Annotated in this window: 13 protein-coding genes; 8 read left to right on the top strand and 5 right to left on the bottom strand. The window is 71.9% G+C overall.

The genetic code is table 11. From position 1 onward, the window contains the following. Nucleotides 1-41 precede the first annotated feature (41 nt). The 4 genes from ABZ635_RS09105 to ABZ635_RS09120 all read left to right on the top strand — a co-directional run bounded on the left by ABZ635_RS09105 (nucleotide 42) and on the right by ABZ635_RS09120 (nucleotide 5,086). Nucleotides 42-758, top strand: coding sequence for a ribonuclease HII (locus tag ABZ635_RS09105; RefSeq protein ID WP_357761272.1), 717 nt, complete (start codon nucleotides 42-44; stop codon nucleotides 756-758). Nucleotides 759-972: 214 nt separating this feature from the next. Continuing rightward, a complete protein-coding gene (locus ABZ635_RS09110; RefSeq protein ID WP_357761275.1) occupies nucleotides 973-3,474 on the top strand; it encodes an AAA family ATPase in 2,502 nt (833 codons plus the stop codon). A 35-nt stretch (nucleotides 3,475-3,509) separates the two neighbouring features. Further along, a complete protein-coding gene (locus tag ABZ635_RS09115; protein WP_357761278.1) occupies nucleotides 3,510-4,244 on the top strand; it encodes a nucleotidyltransferase family protein in 735 nt (244 codons plus the stop codon). Nucleotides 4,245-4,288: 44 nt separating this feature from the next. After that, the gene (locus ABZ635_RS09120; protein ID WP_357761279.1) at nucleotides 4,289-5,086 is read left to right on the top strand and encodes a tyrosine-protein phosphatase; all 798 of its coding nucleotides are present in this window, start codon (nucleotides 4,289-4,291) and stop codon (nucleotides 5,084-5,086) included. A gap of 6 nt (nucleotides 5,087-5,092) precedes the next feature. On the opposite strand, the gene ABZ635_RS09125 is transcribed toward ABZ635_RS09120, so the two are convergent. Then, on the bottom strand, nucleotides 5,093-6,706 hold the full coding sequence (locus tag ABZ635_RS09125; protein WP_357761485.1) for a hypothetical protein: 1,614 nt from the start codon (nucleotides 6,704-6,706) through the stop codon (nucleotides 5,093-5,095). A 274-nt stretch (nucleotides 6,707-6,980) separates the two neighbouring features. Beyond that, the gene (locus ABZ635_RS09130) at nucleotides 6,981-7,265 is read right to left on the bottom strand and encodes a three-helix bundle dimerization domain-containing protein (protein ID WP_357761282.1); all 285 of its coding nucleotides are present in this window, start codon (nucleotides 7,263-7,265) and stop codon (nucleotides 6,981-6,983) included. A 579-nt stretch (nucleotides 7,266-7,844) separates the two neighbouring features. Here ABZ635_RS09130 and ABZ635_RS09135 point away from each other — a divergent pair. Then, nucleotides 7,845-9,908: a SpoIIE family protein phosphatase gene (locus tag ABZ635_RS09135; protein WP_357761284.1), complete on the top strand. Its 2,064-nt coding sequence runs from the start codon at nucleotides 7,845-7,847 to the stop codon at nucleotides 9,906-9,908. Between the two features lie 196 nt (nucleotides 9,909-10,104). Next, on the top strand, nucleotides 10,105-11,775 hold the full coding sequence (locus tag ABZ635_RS09140) for an RNA polymerase sigma factor (protein WP_357761287.1): 1,671 nt from the start codon (nucleotides 10,105-10,107) through the stop codon (nucleotides 11,773-11,775). A gap of 318 nt (nucleotides 11,776-12,093) precedes the next feature. On the opposite strand, the gene yaaA is transcribed toward ABZ635_RS09140, so the two are convergent. After that, nucleotides 12,094-12,888, bottom strand: coding sequence for a peroxide stress protein YaaA (yaaA, locus tag ABZ635_RS09145; protein WP_357761290.1), 795 nt, complete (start codon nucleotides 12,886-12,888; stop codon nucleotides 12,094-12,096). A gap of 105 nt (nucleotides 12,889-12,993) precedes the next feature. Here yaaA and ABZ635_RS09150 point away from each other — a divergent pair, with 105 nt between their 5' ends. Continuing rightward, the gene (locus ABZ635_RS09150; protein ID WP_357761292.1) at nucleotides 12,994-13,686 is read left to right on the top strand and encodes a GNAT family N-acetyltransferase; all 693 of its coding nucleotides are present in this window, start codon (nucleotides 12,994-12,996) and stop codon (nucleotides 13,684-13,686) included. 106 nt (nucleotides 13,687-13,792) lie between these two features. Here ABZ635_RS09150 and ABZ635_RS09155 read toward each other — a convergent pair whose 3' ends face one another. Then, nucleotides 13,793-14,017, bottom strand: coding sequence for a hypothetical protein (locus ABZ635_RS09155; RefSeq protein ID WP_026129396.1), 225 nt, complete (start codon nucleotides 14,015-14,017; stop codon nucleotides 13,793-13,795). 494 nt (nucleotides 14,018-14,511) lie between these two features. On the opposite strand from ABZ635_RS09155, the gene ABZ635_RS09160 reads away from it, so the two are divergent. Further along, nucleotides 14,512-16,617, top strand: coding sequence for a DNA topoisomerase IV subunit B (locus ABZ635_RS09160; RefSeq protein WP_357761295.1), 2,106 nt, complete (start codon nucleotides 14,512-14,514; stop codon nucleotides 16,615-16,617). 66 nt (nucleotides 16,618-16,683) lie between these two features. On the opposite strand, the gene ABZ635_RS09165 is transcribed toward ABZ635_RS09160, so the two are convergent. After that, the gene (locus ABZ635_RS09165) at nucleotides 16,684-17,805 is read right to left on the bottom strand and encodes a PLP-dependent cysteine synthase family protein (RefSeq protein ID WP_357761298.1); all 1,122 of its coding nucleotides are present in this window, start codon (nucleotides 17,803-17,805) and stop codon (nucleotides 16,684-16,686) included. Nucleotides 17,806-18,091 lie beyond the last annotated feature (286 nt).

An 18,091-nucleotide genomic window follows, 5' to 3' on the forward strand; every position in this document is an offset into this window, starting at 1 on the left:
AACCGGCCCCGGAGGTCCCCCGGCCGCCCTAGGGTTGTGGCGTGCCGACGACGACAACCCCGAAGAACAGCGCCCCGAAGGGCGACCCGACCCCCGCCCCGACCCTGGAGGTCGAGAACGAGCTCCGCTCCCACGGCGCGCGCGTGGTGGCGGGCGTCGACGAGGTGGGCCGCGGTGCCTGGGCCGGACCCCTCCTGGTCTGCGCCGCGATCCCCGGCGAGGACGCGCCGCCCGCCGGACTCACCGACTCCAAGCGACTGACCCCCCAACGGCGCCGCGAACTCGCCGCCCGGATCGAGCCCTGGGTCGCCGACCACGCCTTCGGTTGGTCCGAGGCGGCCGAGATCGACGAGGTCGGGATGACCGAGGCCCTGCACCGCGCCGCCCGCAGGGCCCTGGACGCCCTCGACCCCCGCCCCGACGCCGTGATCCTCGACGGCCGCCACGACTTCATCGGTCGGCCCTGGCGGGTGCGCACCCAGGTCAAGGGCGACCTGCACTGCGTGAGCGTGGCCGCCGCCGCGATCCTGGCCAAGGTCCGGCGCGACGCCCTCATGGCGGAACTCGCCGACGAGCACCCCGGGTACGGGTTCGAGCGCGCCGCGGGCTATCCCTCGCCCGTGCACAAGTCCGCCCTGGCCGAGCACGGCCCCACCCCGCAGCACCGCGTGAGCTGGTCCTACCTCGACGACCTGCCCCGCTGGAGCCACCTGCGCCGGGTCCGACCCGCCCCCGGAGGACAGATCCCCCTGCTCTGATCCGCCTCTGATCCGCGCCGGGCGGCCCGCGACACGCCACCCCGCACTGGACATCCGACCCCCCTTGGGGCAAGGCTGTTCCCTGGACCGCTCCCTTCGACCCGACTCCGGGACGACGCCCCGGCCCGACCGCCGGAGCCCGGGCGCCGTTCCCCTCCGACCCCGGCCCGCCCCCGGGCCGACCACGCGACCCCCACGCAGGAAGGGGCTAGGGATGACGCGCCAGACGCGTTCCGCCGCCGCCGCGCCACCCGAACGGGCCTCCGCGCTGGACCGCCTGCGCGCCGTCCACCGCGGGCTCCCCCTCGGGCAGCGCCTGGCGGCGGGGCTGGTGGTGCTCACCGTGGCCGCGGTCGCGGCCTTCGTGCTGAGCCTGCCGGTGGTCAACGTCCTGGTCGGCACACTGCTCGTGCTGGTGGCGTTCGCCGCGCTGATGCGTTCCTTCGACTCCTTCCTCACCGTGGTGGTCTCGGTGGTGTGGCTGGCCGTCGCCGTCCCGCTGTTCCAGATCCCGCTCACCGGAGAACCGGTCACCCTGCTCGTCCTGCCGCTGCCCCTGCTCGTGGTGCTGGCCGCGGGGCGGGCCCGGGAGTTCCCCGCCTGGCACACCGCGCTGCTCTCGCTCACCGCCGGTCTGGTCTCCGGGTTCTCCGTGGCGCTGGTCGGCATGATCGTCGAATCCTTCCCCGCCGGGGCCGGGATCGCGGTGCTCTACGCCGCGGCCGGGGCCTGCCTGCTGTGGCGGCTGCTCGCCTCCGGACAGGTGGCCAGGGAGAGCCGGGAGAACGACGAGAAGCGCGGGAACGGCACCAGATCCGGGCCCGGGTCCGGCGAGCCCTCGGCGGGGACGGGGCGGAACGCGCCCGCCGGCGCCGACCGGGCCGGGAACCAGGGCGGACGCCAGGGCTTGCGCGGCCGGGGCTCCGACGGGACGCGCGGGGGCGGCGCCCCCGGGGGCGACGACACCGAGGAGGAGCCCGTCCCCGTCGACGTGGCCCTGGCCGAGCTGGAGAACATGATCGGGCTGGAACCCGTCAAGCAGCAGGTCCGGGGGATCGCCGCCTCCATCGAGGCCGCCCGGCTGCGGGCGGACGCCGGGCTCTCCGTGGAGCGGCCCCTGCGCCACCTGGTCTTCTCCGGGCCTCCCGGCACCGGCAAGACCAGCGTCGCCCGCACCCTCGCCACCATTTTCCACTCGTTCGGCCTCCTGCCCAGCTCACGGGTGGTGGAGGCCCAGCGCGCCGACCTCGTCGGCGAGTACCTCGGCGCCACCGCCATCAAGACCAACGAGCTCATCGACGGGGCCCTGGGCGGCGTGCTCTTCGTCGACGAGGCGTACTCGCTGGTCAACGAAGGCGACGGACAGGCCGACCGGTTCGGCAACGAGGCCGTGCAGACCCTGCTCAAGCGCGCCGAGGACGACCGTGACCAGCTGGTCGTCATCCTGGCGGGATACGAGAAGGAGATGGACGCCTTCCTGGCCACCAACCCCGGCCTGGCGTCCCGGTTCTCCACCCGCATCAGCTTCCCCAGCTACTCCTCCGCCGAACTCCTGCGCATCGCCGAGAACCTCGTGGGACAGCGCGGCGACTACCTCGACCCCGAGGCCGCCCGCACCCTGCGCCGCCGCTTCGACCAGGCGGTGCAGCGCGAGGCTGTGGACGAGCTCGGCAACGGCCGCTTCGCCCGCTCCCTGGTGGAGAAGGCCTCCCAGGCCCGCGACGTCCGCGTCGTCACCTCCGGGACCGACGGCGACGCGCCCGCCCTGCGCCCCAGCGCGGACGCCCTGGTCACCGTGCTCGCCGCGGACGTCGAGACCGCCTACGCCGAACTCACCTCCCGCCTCCCCGGCTTCGGGGAGTCCCCCGGTCTGGAGGAGGCGATGGCCGAACTCGACGGCATGATCGGTCTGGAACCGGTCAAGGAGCAGGTGCGCTCGCTGGTCGCGCAGCTGCGCGTGGCGCGGCTGCGCGAGGAACAGGGCCTGCCGCACCAGCCGCCGATGCGCCACTTCGTCTTCACCGGCCCGCCCGGCACCGGCAAGACCACGGTCGCGCGCGTGCTCGGCCGGGTCTTCTCCGCGCTCGGCATGCTGGGCCGCTCCGAGGTGGTGGAGGCCCAGCGCGCGGACCTGGTGGGTGAGCACCTGGGCGCCACCGCCGTCAAGACCAACCGCCTGGTGGACCGCGCCATGGGCGGTGTGCTGTTCGTGGACGAGGCCTACTCCCTGGTCAACCCCGGATACAGCGGTGGTGACGCGTTCGGCGCCGAGGCCATCCAGACCCTGCTCAAGCGCGCCGAGGACGACCGCGACCGGCTCGTGGTGGTCCTGGCGGGCTACACCGACGAGATGGACCGGTTCCTGGCCTCCAACGCAGGGCTGTCCTCGCGGTTCAACGTCCGCGTGCGGTTCCCGTCCTACGAGCCGGGAGAGCTGTCCGAGATCGCGGACGCGGTGGCGGCGCGTACGGGGGACGTCTTCGACGACACGGCGCGCGAGGACCTCCACAGCATCTTCACGCACGTGTGCGAGACCGGGTGGATCGACGAGCTGGGCAACGGCCGCTTCGCGCGCTCCCTCTACGAGCGGGCCTGCTCCCACCGCGACCTGCGGGTCTCCCAGGAGGTGGGGGAGTCGGCCACCGCCGCCGAGCTGACCGTGGTCACCAGCGAAGACGTGCGCCTGGCCTACGCCGACGCCACCCAGCAGCGCTAGGGAATCCCCGTCCCCCTCCTGCTACTGTCCAGTACATGACCGCTGCGAGCACATCCTCCGAGTCCCCCGTCAGACAGGCGTTGATCCTCGCTGGAGGACAGGCCACCCGGCTGCGGCCCTACACCGACACCCGCCCCAAGGCGATGGTGGAGGTGGCCGGACGGCCCATCGTCGACTACCAGATGGAGTGGTTGGCCTCGCACGGTGTCGAGCAGGTCGTCGTCTCCTGCGGTTACAAGGCCGAGGTCCTGCGCGAGCACCTGGACCAGCGGCGGGAGGGGCCCGAGATCATTCTTCTGGTCGAGGACGAGCCGCTGGGCCGGGGCGGAGCGCTGCGCTACGCCGCGACCGGGCTCCGCGACCCCGAGGCGCCGTACTTCGCGCTCAACGGCGACGTGCTGACCTGGTTCCCGCTGGACGAGCTCACCGACCACCACCGCGCCAAGGGCGGGCTCGGCACCCTGGCCCTGGCCCAGTTCCGTACCACCTGGGGCATCGTCGACGTCGACGCCGACGACCGGGTGGAGGGGTTCACCCAGAGCCCGCTGCTGCCGGTGTGGATCAACGCGGGCGTCTACCTGTTCGAGCCCGGCCTGACCCCGCTGCTGCCCGTCAAGGGCGACCACGAGTCCTCGACCTTCCCCGACCTGGCCGCGGCGGGGCGGCTCGCCGCCTACCGCATCGACGGGTTCTGGCGCGGGGTCGACACCGCCAAGGACGTCAAGGAGGCCGGTGCCGAGATCGAGGCCCTGCGGGGGGACGCGGGCTGAGGGCGCGTCCGGTGCCGGCCACGTGGTGACGGGGCGCCGGGTCGGTGGGTATCGTCTGCGTCGTGACGAATGACGGTTTCCTCCTCCCCAGTGCCCCCAACTTCCGTGACCTCGGCGGCCACCGCACGAGGGAAGGCCGTACCGTTCGGAGCGGCCTCATCTACCGCTCCGACGCCCTGCACACCATCACCGGGCCGGACCTGGACGTCTACCAGGGCCTCGGCCTCCGCCAGCTGGTGGACCTGCGCACCCACCACGAGCGCGACCGCCTGCCCGACGTGGTCCCGGAAGGGGCCGAGTACGCCGTCGTGGGCGTCCAGAACGCCGAGGCGGCGGGCGCCAACTTCGTCGACCTGCTCTCCGACCCGGACCGCGCCAGGGCCGTGTTCGGCGGTGGGGCCGCCGAACGGTTCATGCGGGAGGTCTACCGGGCCCTGGTCTCCGACACCGAGGCCCTGGACGGCTACCGCGAACTGGTCGAGCGCGCCGCCAAGGGGCCGACGTCCCTGGTCTTCCACTGCAGCGCGGGCAAGGACCGCACCGGTTGGGGCGCGGCGCTGCTGCTCACCCTCCTCGGCGTCGACCGTGCGGCGGTCACCGAGGACTTCCTGGTCAGCAACGCGCGCCAGGCCAACACCGACCGCTGGATGCGCCAGTTGTCCAAGGACAGCCAGCTCCCGTGGGAGGACGTGGAGCCCATGACCCGGGTCCGCGCCGCCTACCTGGACACCGCGTTCGACCGCGTCGACGAGGTGTACGGCTCCTTCGACGCGTACGTGGCCCAGGGCCTCAAACTGTCCGAGGGCACCCTGGAGGCACTGCGGACCCGCATGCTCGACTGACCGCGGCTACAGGGCGTCGAGGCGGCGCCGCAGGTCGCTCTCGCTGGTGGCGCTGAACAACACCTCGGTGAGCACGGCCAGCACGGTCGGGCGGTCCTGTCCCCGGTCGAGCATCCGGCGGGCGGCCGCCCACAGGTTGGCGGGGCGGCCGTCCCAGAGCCGCTTCGCCAGCCGCTCGTGCCGGTCCAGTTCCCGTTCCCGCTGGGCGTCCGTACCGGTGACCGGCCGGTACCAGCGGTCCTGGCCGGTGGAGTGGTGGCGGCCGCTGTGCGGGGTGGCGGCCTCGTACTCGCCGTAGTGGTCCAGTCTCAACAGGGCGCGACGCCCCCGGGAGGTGTCCGGGGCGAACTCCTCCGGTGCGCCGGTGACGATCTCGCTGGCCAGCAGCGGGAAGGCGAACATCCGCCGGGCCAGGGAGGCGAAGTCGCCGTCCGGCAGCAGGCGCCGCACCGCCTCCTGGCGCAGCCCCAGGGGCCGGGCCGGGTCGCGGTAGGTCGCGGCGAAGGCCGAGATGGTCTCCCACACCGCGTCCAGGGTGGCGGCCACCGCCACCTCCGGGAGCTGTGAACGGGCCCCGGCCCAGCGCACCCACGCGGCGAGTACGTGCGGCATGGCCTCCTGTTCCTCGGGCAGCAGCACGACCCGGCCTGGCAGCCAGTGCAGCAGGAACGACTCCACCTTGCGGGGACTCACCCGCAGCGGCCGCCCCGAGTCGACGTCGCAGCCGTGCGCGATGATGTGGTCCACGCAACGGCTGGCCGCGTAGGAGTCCGACAGCTCGGCCGCCTGGTCCGAGGCGAGGAAGCGCGCGGCCAGGACCGCGCGCCGGTCGCGCCGCCACACGGGGACCGGGGAGAGCACGACCCCGTCCGGAGGGAGGGGGAGCCGCTGCACCCGGGCCGCGGCCAGAGCGAAGAGCGAGGCCAGCGAGCCCCCGGTGAGGTCGGCGGAGGAGATCCCCACCGGCTCCACGGTCGGTCCGGCGGAGGGGTCCGCGCGGACCCCGGTGACCACCCGTTCGGTGCGTTCGAGCGCACGTGAGAGCAGGGCCCGCGCCTCGGTCAGCTCCAGGCGGTCGAAGCGGGCCAGGTCGTCGCCGTCCGCGCGTTCGCGGCACTGCTCCAGCAGCAGGTCGACCTTGGTCGTGACCCAGGCGTCCCGCAGCAGCCCGCCGCTGTTGTGGTCCAGGACCAGGATGAGCGCGTGTTCGGCCGGCATCGATCCGGTGCGGTCGGGCGCGTCCCGGCTGAACACGCACACGACGTCGTCGGTGTCGCCGAACCGGTCGCCGTTCACGTAGACGGCCACGGGGGAGACGGCGCCCAGCTGCGAGGCCCACGCCGGGGCCTGGAGCCCCCGCTCGCGCAGGGCGATCATGCCCTGTTCGGCCAGCTCGCGCTGGGACGGGGAGGTGCCCAGCGCCGTGATCGCGGCCAGCACTCCCAGCCCCGCCGGTCGGCCGGAGGCGGTGGCGTGCGTGATCAGCCCCTCGCCGAGCAGCCGCTCCACGTCCACACCGGGCAGTCGTTCACCCCACCAGGAGCCCAGGAGGGCGCTGAAGGCCAGCTCCGCGTCGAGCGGGTGCCGCATGGCGAGCAGGGCTCTGGCCGCGCGCAGCATCTCCTCGAAGGCGGCTGCGGGGACGTCGGGGCCTGTGGGTGAGGGCGAAGGGGATGGCACGAACTGAAGCGTATGCCAGGGGGCGGCGGGTCCGCTCCCGCTTGTGCGCAACCGGTCGGCGGGGCGCGGGGTCCTCGGTCCGCCTCACGTGGCGACCGGGCCCCGGAGGAGGCCGCGCCCCGGAGAGCGGGTACGGACGCGGCCCGGACCGGGCGGCGCGACGGCCGGGCGCGGCTCCCGTGAGGGTCCGTGCCCGGCCGTCACGCCACCGGGCTCAGCGCGGTTCCGGGACCGCGCGGTGGCCGGTGAACAGCGTCGTCCCCGAGCGGCGGGCGGCCCTGCGGACGGCGGAGGGCGGCACGGAGTTCACCATGGCCTCCAGGTGCTCGCGCGCGACCCGCTCGACGAGGTGCGGTGTGACCGTGATGCCCAGGTGTTCGGCGCAGTGCCAGGTATCGGTGACACAGCGCTCGACGCGGCGGGGGGACAGCCCGCTGAACTCGTCGTGAAGCCGTGCCGAGATCTGTCTGAGATCCTGGACCGGGAAGGTCTGGAGCATTCTCGCTCACACTCCTGGCTGATGGATGGGTCGGGACGGTGACCTCCACCTATTCCACTTGTTCTGAGCGGACAGTCAACCCTCGTCGCGGCACGCTGTTGATAAAACCTGGAGGGGGCGCCGTTTACCCGGAGGGCCCGGTCACCGGGGGTCGCCGATGCGAAATGGGCGTTTCGGACATATAACGTTCCCGTTCCGAACGGTTACCCGCAAACCGTGCCCCCTCGTCCTCCATCGGCAATTATGGGAAAACACGCCCGCAAAGCCCCCGGTCGCCTGTGCCGGGACGGTGCCGTGGCCTAACATTTACCTTCCACCCGCGGTACCGGCCGCTCCCCGGTGGCCGTTGCGCGTCGGCGGGTGTGTCTTATGCTTGAGCCGTGACAGCGGCCGAGAGGAGTCATGGAGCGTGACTCCTGGGAGCCGCGGAGCCCCCCGACCGGAATCAGCGCCGCGCGTCCCGCGCCGGAACGCCACCGCGCACGGGTGGCGGGCACGGTGCGCAGGGGACCACACGGTCCACCAACCCCCCATCGAAACCCGGCTGGGGAATCCGAAGGTTCCGGAGGTGTCGAGCAGTTGAGCGCCGAGACGTCCATTCCCCCGCCCAGGATCAACGCGGCGGAACTGCCGGACGCGGTGAAGTCCCTCCTCGCCGACGCCCCCATCGGTTTCGCCCTCCTGGACCCCGACGACGTCTTCGTCTCGATCAACACCCGGATGGCCTCCGTCCTCGGCGGCACCCCCGACCACTGTCTGGGCCGTACCCCCGCCGAGGTGGGGGAGCGGACCGACGGCCCGGCGGGGGCGGCCGCCCACCTCGCCTCCGCGGCCAGGGTCCGCGAGACCGGACACTCCGTGCGCGGCAGCCACCGCACCGCCTCGGGCCAGGTCTGGGACCTCACCTGGTTCCCGGTCGACGACCCCTCCGACGGGGCCCGGCACGTCGCCCTCATCGCCGCCCACGACCACGAGGGCGGCGCGGCCCACCGCGAGGAACGGCGGCTGCGCGCCCTCCTCCAGGCGGGCAACCAGATCGTCTGGTCGGCCGGGGCCGACGGCGACGTCAGCGAGGACTGCCCCCAGTGGCGCTCCGTCACCGGCCAGGACCTCGACGCCTACCTGGGGCGCGGCTGGCTGGACGCCCTGCACCCCGACGACCGGCCCGGTGTGGAACGCGCCTGGGACGACGCCGTCCTGGACGTCACCCCCTTCGACGCCATGTTCCGCGTGCGCAGCCGCGCGGGCGGGCACGTCCACTACCGGGCCCGGGCCAACCCGGTCACGGACGGCTCCGGGGCCGCCGAGTGGCTCGGCACCCTGGTGGACGTCACCAACGAGCGCGAGGCCGACGAACTCCGCCAACGCCTCAACCAGCAGCTCAGCGAGGCGGCCATGCGCACCGCCCGCCTCCAGAAGGCGACCTCCGACCTCGCGGAGGCGCTCACCGCGGACGAGGTCGTCCAGGCCATGTCCGAGATCGGCCGCTCCGGCGTGGGCGCCGACCACACCTCCGTGGCCCTGTACGACCGCGACCGGCTGCGCCTGCGTATCCTCTCCGCGGACGGCTGCGCGGGCCTGCCCGAACGCGGCTTCTCCCTGGACTACCCCGACGTCGCGGCCCGCGCCGTGGCCTCCCGGGCGCCCCGTCTGGCAGCCAGCCCCGCCGACCTGCGCGAGCTGATGGAGCACGCCCCCGAGGTCGAGGAGCTGCTGGAGCGCACGGCCGAACGCGCCTGGGTCGCGCTGCCGATGATGGTCGCGGGCCGCCCCATCGGCGCCCTGCGCTTCTCCTTCCGCTCCCAGCGGGACGTGACCGACGAGGAGCGGGTCTTCCTGGAGGCGCTCGCCGGACAGTGCGCCCTGGCCATCGGTCGGGCCATCGTCTACGAACGCGAGCACGACACCGCCGAGGAGCTCCAGCGCAGCCTCCTGCCCGAGGAGCTCCCCGAGGTCCCGGGCGTACGACTGGCCGCCTACTACCGGTCGGGCTCCCAGCACGTGCAGGTGGGCGGCGACTGGTACGACGCCTTCCCCCTGCCCGACGGCCGGGTCGCCGGGGTCCTCGGCGACGTCATGGGCAAGGGCATCCACGCCGCGGCGGGAATGAGCCGCATCCGCAACGCGTTGCGCGGGCTGGCGTTCTCGATGCCCGAGCCGGCCGACGTGCTGACCGGGCTCGACCGCATGTTCTCGGCCACGGAGACGTGGGACCAGGTGACGACCCTGGTCTACTTCGTCCTGGACCCGGTCACCGGACAGCTCGACCTCAGCAACGCGGGCCACCTCCCGCCGCTCGTGGTGGCCGGGAACGCGGGGCCCTCGCTGCTGGAGACCGAGCCGGACACCCCGCTCGGCGTCAGCTCTCCGAGGGGCCACCACAAATTCTTCGTGCAACCCGGTAACACCGTGGCCCTCTACTCCGATGGACTGGTTGAGAACCGCAGACGATCCGTCGACGCCGGTCTGGACGAGCTCGTCAGGGTCGCGTCCGCCCTGCAGGCGCGTCCCGAGGTGGTGGGCGATCCACAGCAGATGCTGGAGTACCTTGTTGAGAGCATGCTCGATGGGTATGAGCAGGACGATGATGTCACTCTGCTCGCCGTTCAGCTTCCGGTGATCGATTCCGCGTCGGAGCGGTAGACCGTACGAACAAGTCCATTGCCTTGCCTACAGTGAAGAAGCCACCGCGCCCCGCGAAGCGGAGGTGACCACGGCTTCCCCGCCCAGTGGGGACGATCCCAGGCCGCAGGTGGGAGAGGGTGCAGTGCCCGGTCCCGGCCGAACCGGACCACCGGGTCCGATCAATTCTCGCCACACGTCCGTTCGAGAGGTGTTTGTGTCATCTGCCAGTTCGACTCGCTCGAAGCAGTCCGAGTCACTGCAAGAGCCCGTCATTCAGCAGCTGATCGAGCGTGGGCGGTCCCAGGGCTTTCTTGAGCCCGAGGACGTGCGCCGTGCCTTCGAAGAGGCCGAAATCCCGATGTCGCAGGCGCAGTCCGTGCTCCGCAGCCTCGCCAAGGAGGGCGTGACCGTACTCGTTCCCGAGTCGGCCTCCTCGCGGCGCAAGACCACGCGGCGCAAGTCGGCGACCCCTCGGTCCAGCACCACCACCCGCTCGACCACCACCACGAGCCGGGCCGCCAAACCCGCCCGTGCGGCGGCCGCCCAGGACCAGCCGGAGACGGTCACCGCCGTCGTCGACGCCTCGGAGGGCACGACCGCGAAGAAGGCCCCGGCCAAGAAGGCGGCGACCGCGAAGAAGGCGGCCGCCCCCAAGAAGGCCGCGGCGAAGAAGCCCGCGGCCAAGGCCCCGGCCAAGAAGGCGGCGGCGACCAAGAAGTCCACGAAGAAGGACCTCGAACTCGCTTCGGGTTCGGGCGAGGGCGACTTCGCCGAGGACGGCCTGGACGACGACCTCGAGCACACCGGCGCCGAGCTGGAGCTGGTCGAGGACACGGCCGAGCCGGAGAAGGAGACCAAGCCCGCCAAGCCCGAGACGGTCGGCGCGCCCGTCAAGCCCAGCAAGGACGACGACTCCTTCGTCCTGTACGACGATGACGACGACGCCCCCGCCGCCCAGGTGGTCGCGGCCGGCGCCACCGCGGACCCGGTCAAGGACTACCTGAAGCAGATCGGCAAGGTCCCGCTCCTCAACGCCGAGCAGGAGGTCGAGCTCGCCAAGCGCATCGAGGCCGGCCTGTTCGCGGAGGAGAAGCTCTCCGAGGAGAGCGACGTCCTCACCTTCGAGCTCCGCGACGAGCTGGAGTGGATCTCCGAGGACGGCGGCCGCGCCAAGAAGCACCTGCTGGAGGCCAACCTCCGTCTGGTCGTCTCCCTGGCCAAGCGCTACACCGGCCGCGGCATGCTGTTCCTGGACCTGATCCAGGAGGGCAACCTGGGTCTGATCCGCGCGGTGGAGAAGTTCGACTACACCAAGGGCTTCAAGTTCTCCACGTACGCCACGTGGTGGATTCGGCAGGCGATCACCCGGGCGATGGCCGACCAGGCCCGCACCATCCGTATCCCGGTGCACATGGTCGAGGTCATCAACAAGCTGGCCCGCGTGCAGCGCCAGATGCTCCAGGACCTGGGCCGCGAGCCCACCCCGGAGGAGCTGGCCAAGGAACTCGACATGACCCCGGAGAAGGTCGTCGAGGTGCAGAAGTACGGCCGCGAGCCGATCTCCCTGCACACTCCGCTGGGCGAGGACGGCGACAGCGAGTTCGGCGACCTCATCGAGGACTCCGAGGCGATCCAGCCGGGCGAGGCGGTTAGCTTCACCCTGCTCCAGGAGCAGCTGCACTCGGTGCTCGACACCCTGTCCGAGCGCGAGGCCGGTGTGGTCTCCATGCGCTTCGGGCTCACCGACGGTCAGCCGAAGACTTTAGACGAGATCGGCAAGGTCTACGGGGTCACCCGTGAGCGCATCCGGCAGATCGAGAGCAAGACGATGTCGAAGCTCCGTCACCCGTCGCGCTCCCAGGTGCTCCGCGACTACCTGGACTAGTCAGCCGGTCCAGGAGCGGACCCACGCTTCAGGCTGAGAAGACGAACGGGCGCGTCCCCCCGAGGTGAGTCGGGAGGGCGCGCCCGGTGTTCGTACCCCCGTCATGCCCACGGGTGTGGCGACGCCCGCGTGTCCCTCATGGCATCGGGTACTCACTGTCCCCGCACGGAGTCCGATCTCCCTCCGACGCGCACCATGCTGCCCCACGCGCTGTAGGTGTGGGATAAAGGCGAGCTGGTCCCGGTTCCGTCGTGGTTCGTCCCGTTGGTCCCGGTCAGGACCGGGCCCCGGGTTCCCTCACCCGGGGCGGCCGGTGCGTCAGTCGCGGACGACGACGTCCATCGTGCGGGCGGTCCCCGGCTTCGCCGCCGGCGGCAGCTCCGCCGTGTGCCCCAGGTCGCGCAGGGCCCCCACCAGTTCCTCGGGGGTGCGCGCCCCGACGCCCTCGCTCACCAGCGACCGCGCGATGTCGCCCCGGGTCGCCTTCGCCATGTGGCTGACCACCGACCTCCGGGTCTGCCCGCCGACCTCGCGCTCGCGCAGCACCCGTACCGCCACGGTGCGTTCGGCCGCCTCGCCGGTCGGCCGGAACGCCGCCGCGTAGGCCGCCGACCGGCAGTCCACGAGCAGGTGGTCCCGGGTGAGCTCACCGAGGGGCCCGGTCATCGCCCGGCGCCAGTAGGCGCCCAGGGCGCCCAACGGCGGAAGCTTCACGCCCATGGACAGCCGGTACGGCGGCAGCCGGTCGTCCGGCCCCACCACGCCCCACAGGCCCGAGAAGACCAGGACCCGGTCGCGCACCGCGCGGCCGTGCTCGGCGAGCAGGCCGGGCAGTCCGAGGCGGTCGTAGAGCACGCCGGTGTACAGGTCGGCGGCGCGCAGCGTGGGTGCCGTGGCCAGGTCCAGGTTGCGCTTGAGGGCGTCGGTCTGGGTTACCGACAGCCCGAGCACCTCGCGCGCGGTGTCCTCGGGCCCCGAGCAGAGGTCGGTCAGGGCGGCCGCGACCCGCTCCCGGGCGCCGGTCAGCTCCGGCAGGGTCAGTGTCCCGGTGTCCAGGGCGGGCCCCTCGCCGGAGGTGGCCTTGCCCTCGGAGGGCGGGAGCAGGATGAACATGGACTCTCCAGGTCAGGGGTGAGGTCGGGACCGTGCCCATGGTAGGGCGTGCGCGGCCGGATAGGATGTGCGGCTTCCGACAGCCGGGACAGTGAGGGGACGATCATGCACACGTGGGCGGAACGGGTGTCCAGGGACTGGCCCGCCTTCCGGACCGAGTCCCGGGCGGGATGGCGGTTCGGCCTCGCGGACGGGTTCACCAAGCGGGCCAACTGCGCCCTGGTGGAGGACCCGGGGGCCGACGTCGTGGAGGTCACCCGGTTCTACCGCGAGCACGGCCTGAACCCCTGTGTGCAGGTGTGGCCCGGTGAGGAGGCGGTGGACGCCCGACTGGCCGAGCACGGCTACGCGCTGGTGGAGCCCACCCTGGTCCTGGCCAGGGAGCTCGCGGAGCGACCCGAGGGGCCGGGCCGCACCCTGGTCTCGGACGCCCCGACCCCGCGCTGGACCGAGCTGTTCGCGGAGACCGGTGCGGCTCCGGAGTGGGCCGAGGGCGTGGTCCGCATCCTGGGGCGGGTCACCGCCGCCTACGGCGTCCACGAGGACGGCGACGGGCGGGGTTGCGCGGTGCTGGACGGGGAGTCGGTGGCGATCTGCTCGATGGTCACCGCCCGGGCCGCGCGCGGACGCGGTGTCGCGGGGGCCCTGCTCGCGGACCTCCTCGCGTGGGCGCACGACAAGGGGGCCCGGCGGGCGTACCTGTGCGTGGTGGCGGAGAACGGGCCCGCGCTCCGGCTCTACCGGCGGGCCGGGTTCGCCGAGGTCGCCCGCTACCACAACCGGGTCCTCGCGGGCTGACCGCCGTCCCGCGGAGGGGACGGGCGGTCGCGTGCGACCCGCCGGGAACGAGGACGGCGGCCCCCGGAATCCGGGGACCGCCGTCGACGTTTCGTGGTCGTCGTGGCTAACGCTCTTCCGCGTCCTTGTCACTCTTGGTGAGCTTGTCCGTCTCGTCCTGGATGTCCGAGGCGATCTTGCGGAGTGAGTCGTCGTGCTTGCGCATGTGGTGCGCGCAGAACAGGAGTTCGCCGCCGGAGTTCAGCAGCACCCGGACGTACGCCTGTGCACCACAGCGGTCGCAGCGGTCAGCAGCCGTCAGCGGCTGAGTGGGGGCAAGGGTTCCAGTCACTTCGCCATCCTCAATACTCGGCGTTAGTCACCTCTGACAACATCTAACCCGACCCAGACGTTCCCAACCGGCTCCCGTGTACGCCGACAGCGGAATCCGCCCGGTTCGTGTCCGTCTGGCACTCAATGGGTCATGTTCGTCGGACACGCATCCTCGTAGGTGTTGTACCCCTGGGGAAGGCCCGGCTATCCCCGGAAAACGGGAGTATCCAGGTCGCATCCACCAGAGGTGGTAGTCTCGCGCGGGCAGGCCCCGTCCGCCCCCGTGCCGGCCGGTCTCCCACCCGCACACGGGTGCGTGAGCCCCGTCACGGCGGACCCGGTGTCGACTCCGGCAGACCGCACCCGGGGGACACGACCCCGCCCACACACGGCCGTGCCACGGCAAAGTCCCCGGCTCGCCGTAGCCTGACCCCCTCAACAGTCGGTGCGGCGCGGTACAAAGGGCACGCACCGCACAGCCACGATGGCCCTCAAGACGCAGGAGATGTCCGAGTGACCGCCTTGACCGCAGCCGTCCACGATCCCGAGGATTACTCCGCTCGGCACCTGTCGGTCCTGGAGGGCCTCGAAGCGGTGCGCAAGCGGCCGGGCATGTACATCGGGTCCACCGACAGCCGTGGCCTCACCCACTGCATGTGGGAGATCATCGACAACTCCGTCGACGAGGCCCTGGGCGGCCACTGCGGGCGCATCGACGTGACCCTGCACGGCGACGGCTCCGTCTCGGTCAGCGACGACGGGCGCGGCATCCCCGTGGACACCGAGCCCAAGTCCGGGCTCTCCGGAGTGGAACTGGTCATGACCAAGCTCCACGCGGGCGGCAAGTTCGGCTCCGGCTCCTACACCGCCTCCGGCGGCCTGCACGGCGTCGGCGCCTCCGTCGTCAACGCCCTCTCGGCCCGCGTGGACGTGGAGATCGACCGCCAGGGGCACACCCACGCCCTCAGTTTCCGCCGGGGCATCGCCGGACGCTTCGCCGGAGCGGGCCCCGACGCCGAGTTCACCCCGGTGTCCGGCCTCGAACAGGTCCGCAAGATCGCCAAGAAGATCACGGGCACCCGCATCCGGTTCTGGCCGGACATGCAGATCTTCCTCAAGGACGCGGAGATCACCCGGGACAACCTGCTCGACCGGGCGCGTCAGACCGCCTTCCTCATCCCCGGGCTGACCATCGCCGTCCGCGACGAGCGCGCCGAGGGCGAGCCCGCCTTCACCGAGGAGTTCCGCTTCGACGGCGGCATCGGCGAGTTCTGCACCTTCCTGGCCCCCGACGAACCGATCAGCGACGTCCTGCGCATCCAGGGGGCGGGCCACTTCACCGAGACCGTCCCCGTCCTGGACGAGTCCGGCCACATGGTCCCCGCCGACGTCGAGCGCCGCCTGGACGTCGACGTGGCCCTGCGCTGGGGCACCGGATACGACACCACCGTGCGCACCTTCGTCAACGTCATCTCCACCCCCAAGGGCGGCACCCACCTCAACGGGTTCGAGCGCGCCCTGGTCCGGGTGATCAACGACCAGCTGCGCGCCACCAAACTCCTCAAGAACAGCGACGACCCGGTCACCAAGGACGACACCCAGGAGGGCCTGACCGCCGTCGTCACCGTGCGCCTGCCCGAACCGCAGTTCGAGGGGCAGACCAAGGAGATCCTCGGCACCTCGGCCGCCTCCCGGATCGTCTCCCAGGTGGTCGGCAAGGAACTCCGCGAGTTCCTCACCTCCACCAAGAAGGCCGAGAAGGCCCGCGCCCGCACGGTCATGGAGAAGGTCGTCGGCGCCGCCAAGGCCCGGCTGGCCGCCCGCCAGCAGCGTGAGACCCAGCGCCGCAAGAACGCCCTGGAGAGTTCCGCGCTCCCCGCCAAGCTGGTGGACTGCCGCAGCGAGGGCCTGGAGCACAGCGAGCTGTTCATCGTCGAGGGAGACTCGGCTCTGGGCACCGCCAAGCTGGCCCGCGACTCCGAGTTCCAGGCACTGCTGCCCATCCGGGGCAAGATCCTCAACGTGCAGAAGTCCTCGGTCGCGGACATGCTCAAGAACGCCGAGTGCGCCGCCATCCTCCAGGTCATCGGCGCGGGCTCGGGCCGTACCTTCGACCTCGACGCCGCCCGCTACGGCCGGGTCATCCTCATGGCCGACGCCGACGTGGACGGCGCGCACATCCGGTGCCTGCTGCTCACCCTCATCTACCGGTACATGCGCCCCATGCTGGAGGCCGGGCGCGTGTACGCGGCCGTGCCGCCGCTGCACCGCATCGAACTCACCAACGTGCGGCGCAAGCGCGGGGCCAAGCCCGAGGACCGGTACGTCTACACCTACTCCGACGCCGAACTCCGGCGCACCCTGCTCGACCTGGAGAAGCGCAAGATCTCTTGGAAGGAGCCGGTGCAGCGGTACAAGGGCCTGGGCGAGATGGACGCCGACCAGCTCGCGGAGACCACCATGGACCCGCGCCACCGCACCCTGCGCCGCATCCGGGTGGAGCAGGCCGAGGAGGCGGCCGCCGTCTTCAACCTGCTCATGGGCAACGAGGTCGCGCCGCGCCGCAAGTTCATCCAGGAGGGCGCGCAGGAACTGGACCTGGAGCGCATCGACGCCTGACCCGGCACCGCGCACGGGAGGGGGCCCGCACCGACCGGTGCGGGCCCCCTCCCGTCTGCTGCCGCCTCACGGCGTCCGCGGCGGCTCCCACACCCCGTCCGCCAGGAACCGGTCGATCGCCGCACGGAAGGGAGCGGGGTCCAGCCCGCGCTCCGACACCCAGGCGTCGTTGTAGTAGCTGTGCTGGTACCGTTCCCCGCCGTCGCAGATCAGGGTGACCACGCTGCCCCTGCGGCCCTCACGGAGCATCCTGGCGACCAGGTGCCACACCCCCCACAGGTTGGTGCCGGTCGAACCGCCCGCGCACCGCCCGGTCACGTCGTGGAGGTGCCGCATCGCCGCGATGCTCGCGGCATCCGGCACGGGCATCATGAGGTCGATCACCGACGGAACGAAACTCGGCTCCATCCGCGGGCGGCCGATGCCCTCGATCCGCGACGGCATCCCCGTGGAGTAGTCCGCGGCACCGGTCACCCACCCCGGGAAGAACGCCGAGTTCTCCGGGTCCACCACGGCCAACCGCGTGTGCAGGCGCCGGTACCTCAGGTACCGGCCGATCGTCGCCGACGTGCCCCCCGTACCGGCGCCCACCACGATCCAGTCCGGGTCGGGGTGCCGCTCCATGGCCAGCTGCTCGAAGACCGACTCCGCGATGTTGTTGTTGCCGCGCCAGTCCGTGGCCCGCTCCGCGTACGTGAACTGGTCCATGTAGTGGCCGCCCGACTCGGCCGCCAGACGTTCGGCCTCCCCGTACATGTCCGGCGGGTGGTCCACGAAGTGGCAGCGCCCGCCGTAACGCTCGATCAGGGCGATCTTCTCCGGACTCGTCCGGCGCGGTACCACCGTGACGAAGTCCAACCCCACCAACTGGGCGAAGTAGGCCTCCGACACCGCGGTGGAACCCGAACTCGCCTCCACGATCGTCGTGCCCTCCGTGATCCACCCGTTGGCCAGCCCGTACAGGAACAGCGACCGCGCCAACCGGTGCTTCAGGCTGCCCGTCGGATGCACCGACTCGTCCTTGAGGTACAGGTCGATGCCCCATTCCGGGGGCAGCGGAAACACGTGCAGATGCGTGTCGGCCGAACGCGTGTCGTCGGCCACGACCCTGCGGACCGCCTCGTCCGCCCAGGCGCGGGCACTGTCGGAACACCGGTCGACCCAGGGCGGGTCAGGATTGGGAGCCATGGTGAGGAGGGTACCTCGGCGCCCTTGCAGAGGGATTCTTCATCGTCGTCTGCGCCTGGCTCGTTCCTCGCTGGCGGCTTGACTCCTCTTGCAGAACCCTCTCCGGCGCCTCGGTCGTGCCTTTGTGGGCCTCCGCTTCGCTTTGGCCCGGGTTCGGCGTTTTTGCAGGGGGATTCTTCGTCGTCGTCTGTGCCTGGCTCGTTCCTCGCTGGCGGCTTGACTCCTCTTGCAGAACCCTCTCCGGCGCCTCGGTCGTGCCTTTGTGGGCCTCCGCTTCGCTTTGGCC

The sequence above is a fragment of the Nocardiopsis sp. NPDC007018 genome (assembly GCF_040635075.1).
GTDB lineage: Bacteria > Actinomycetota > Actinomycetes > Streptosporangiales > Streptosporangiaceae > Nocardiopsis.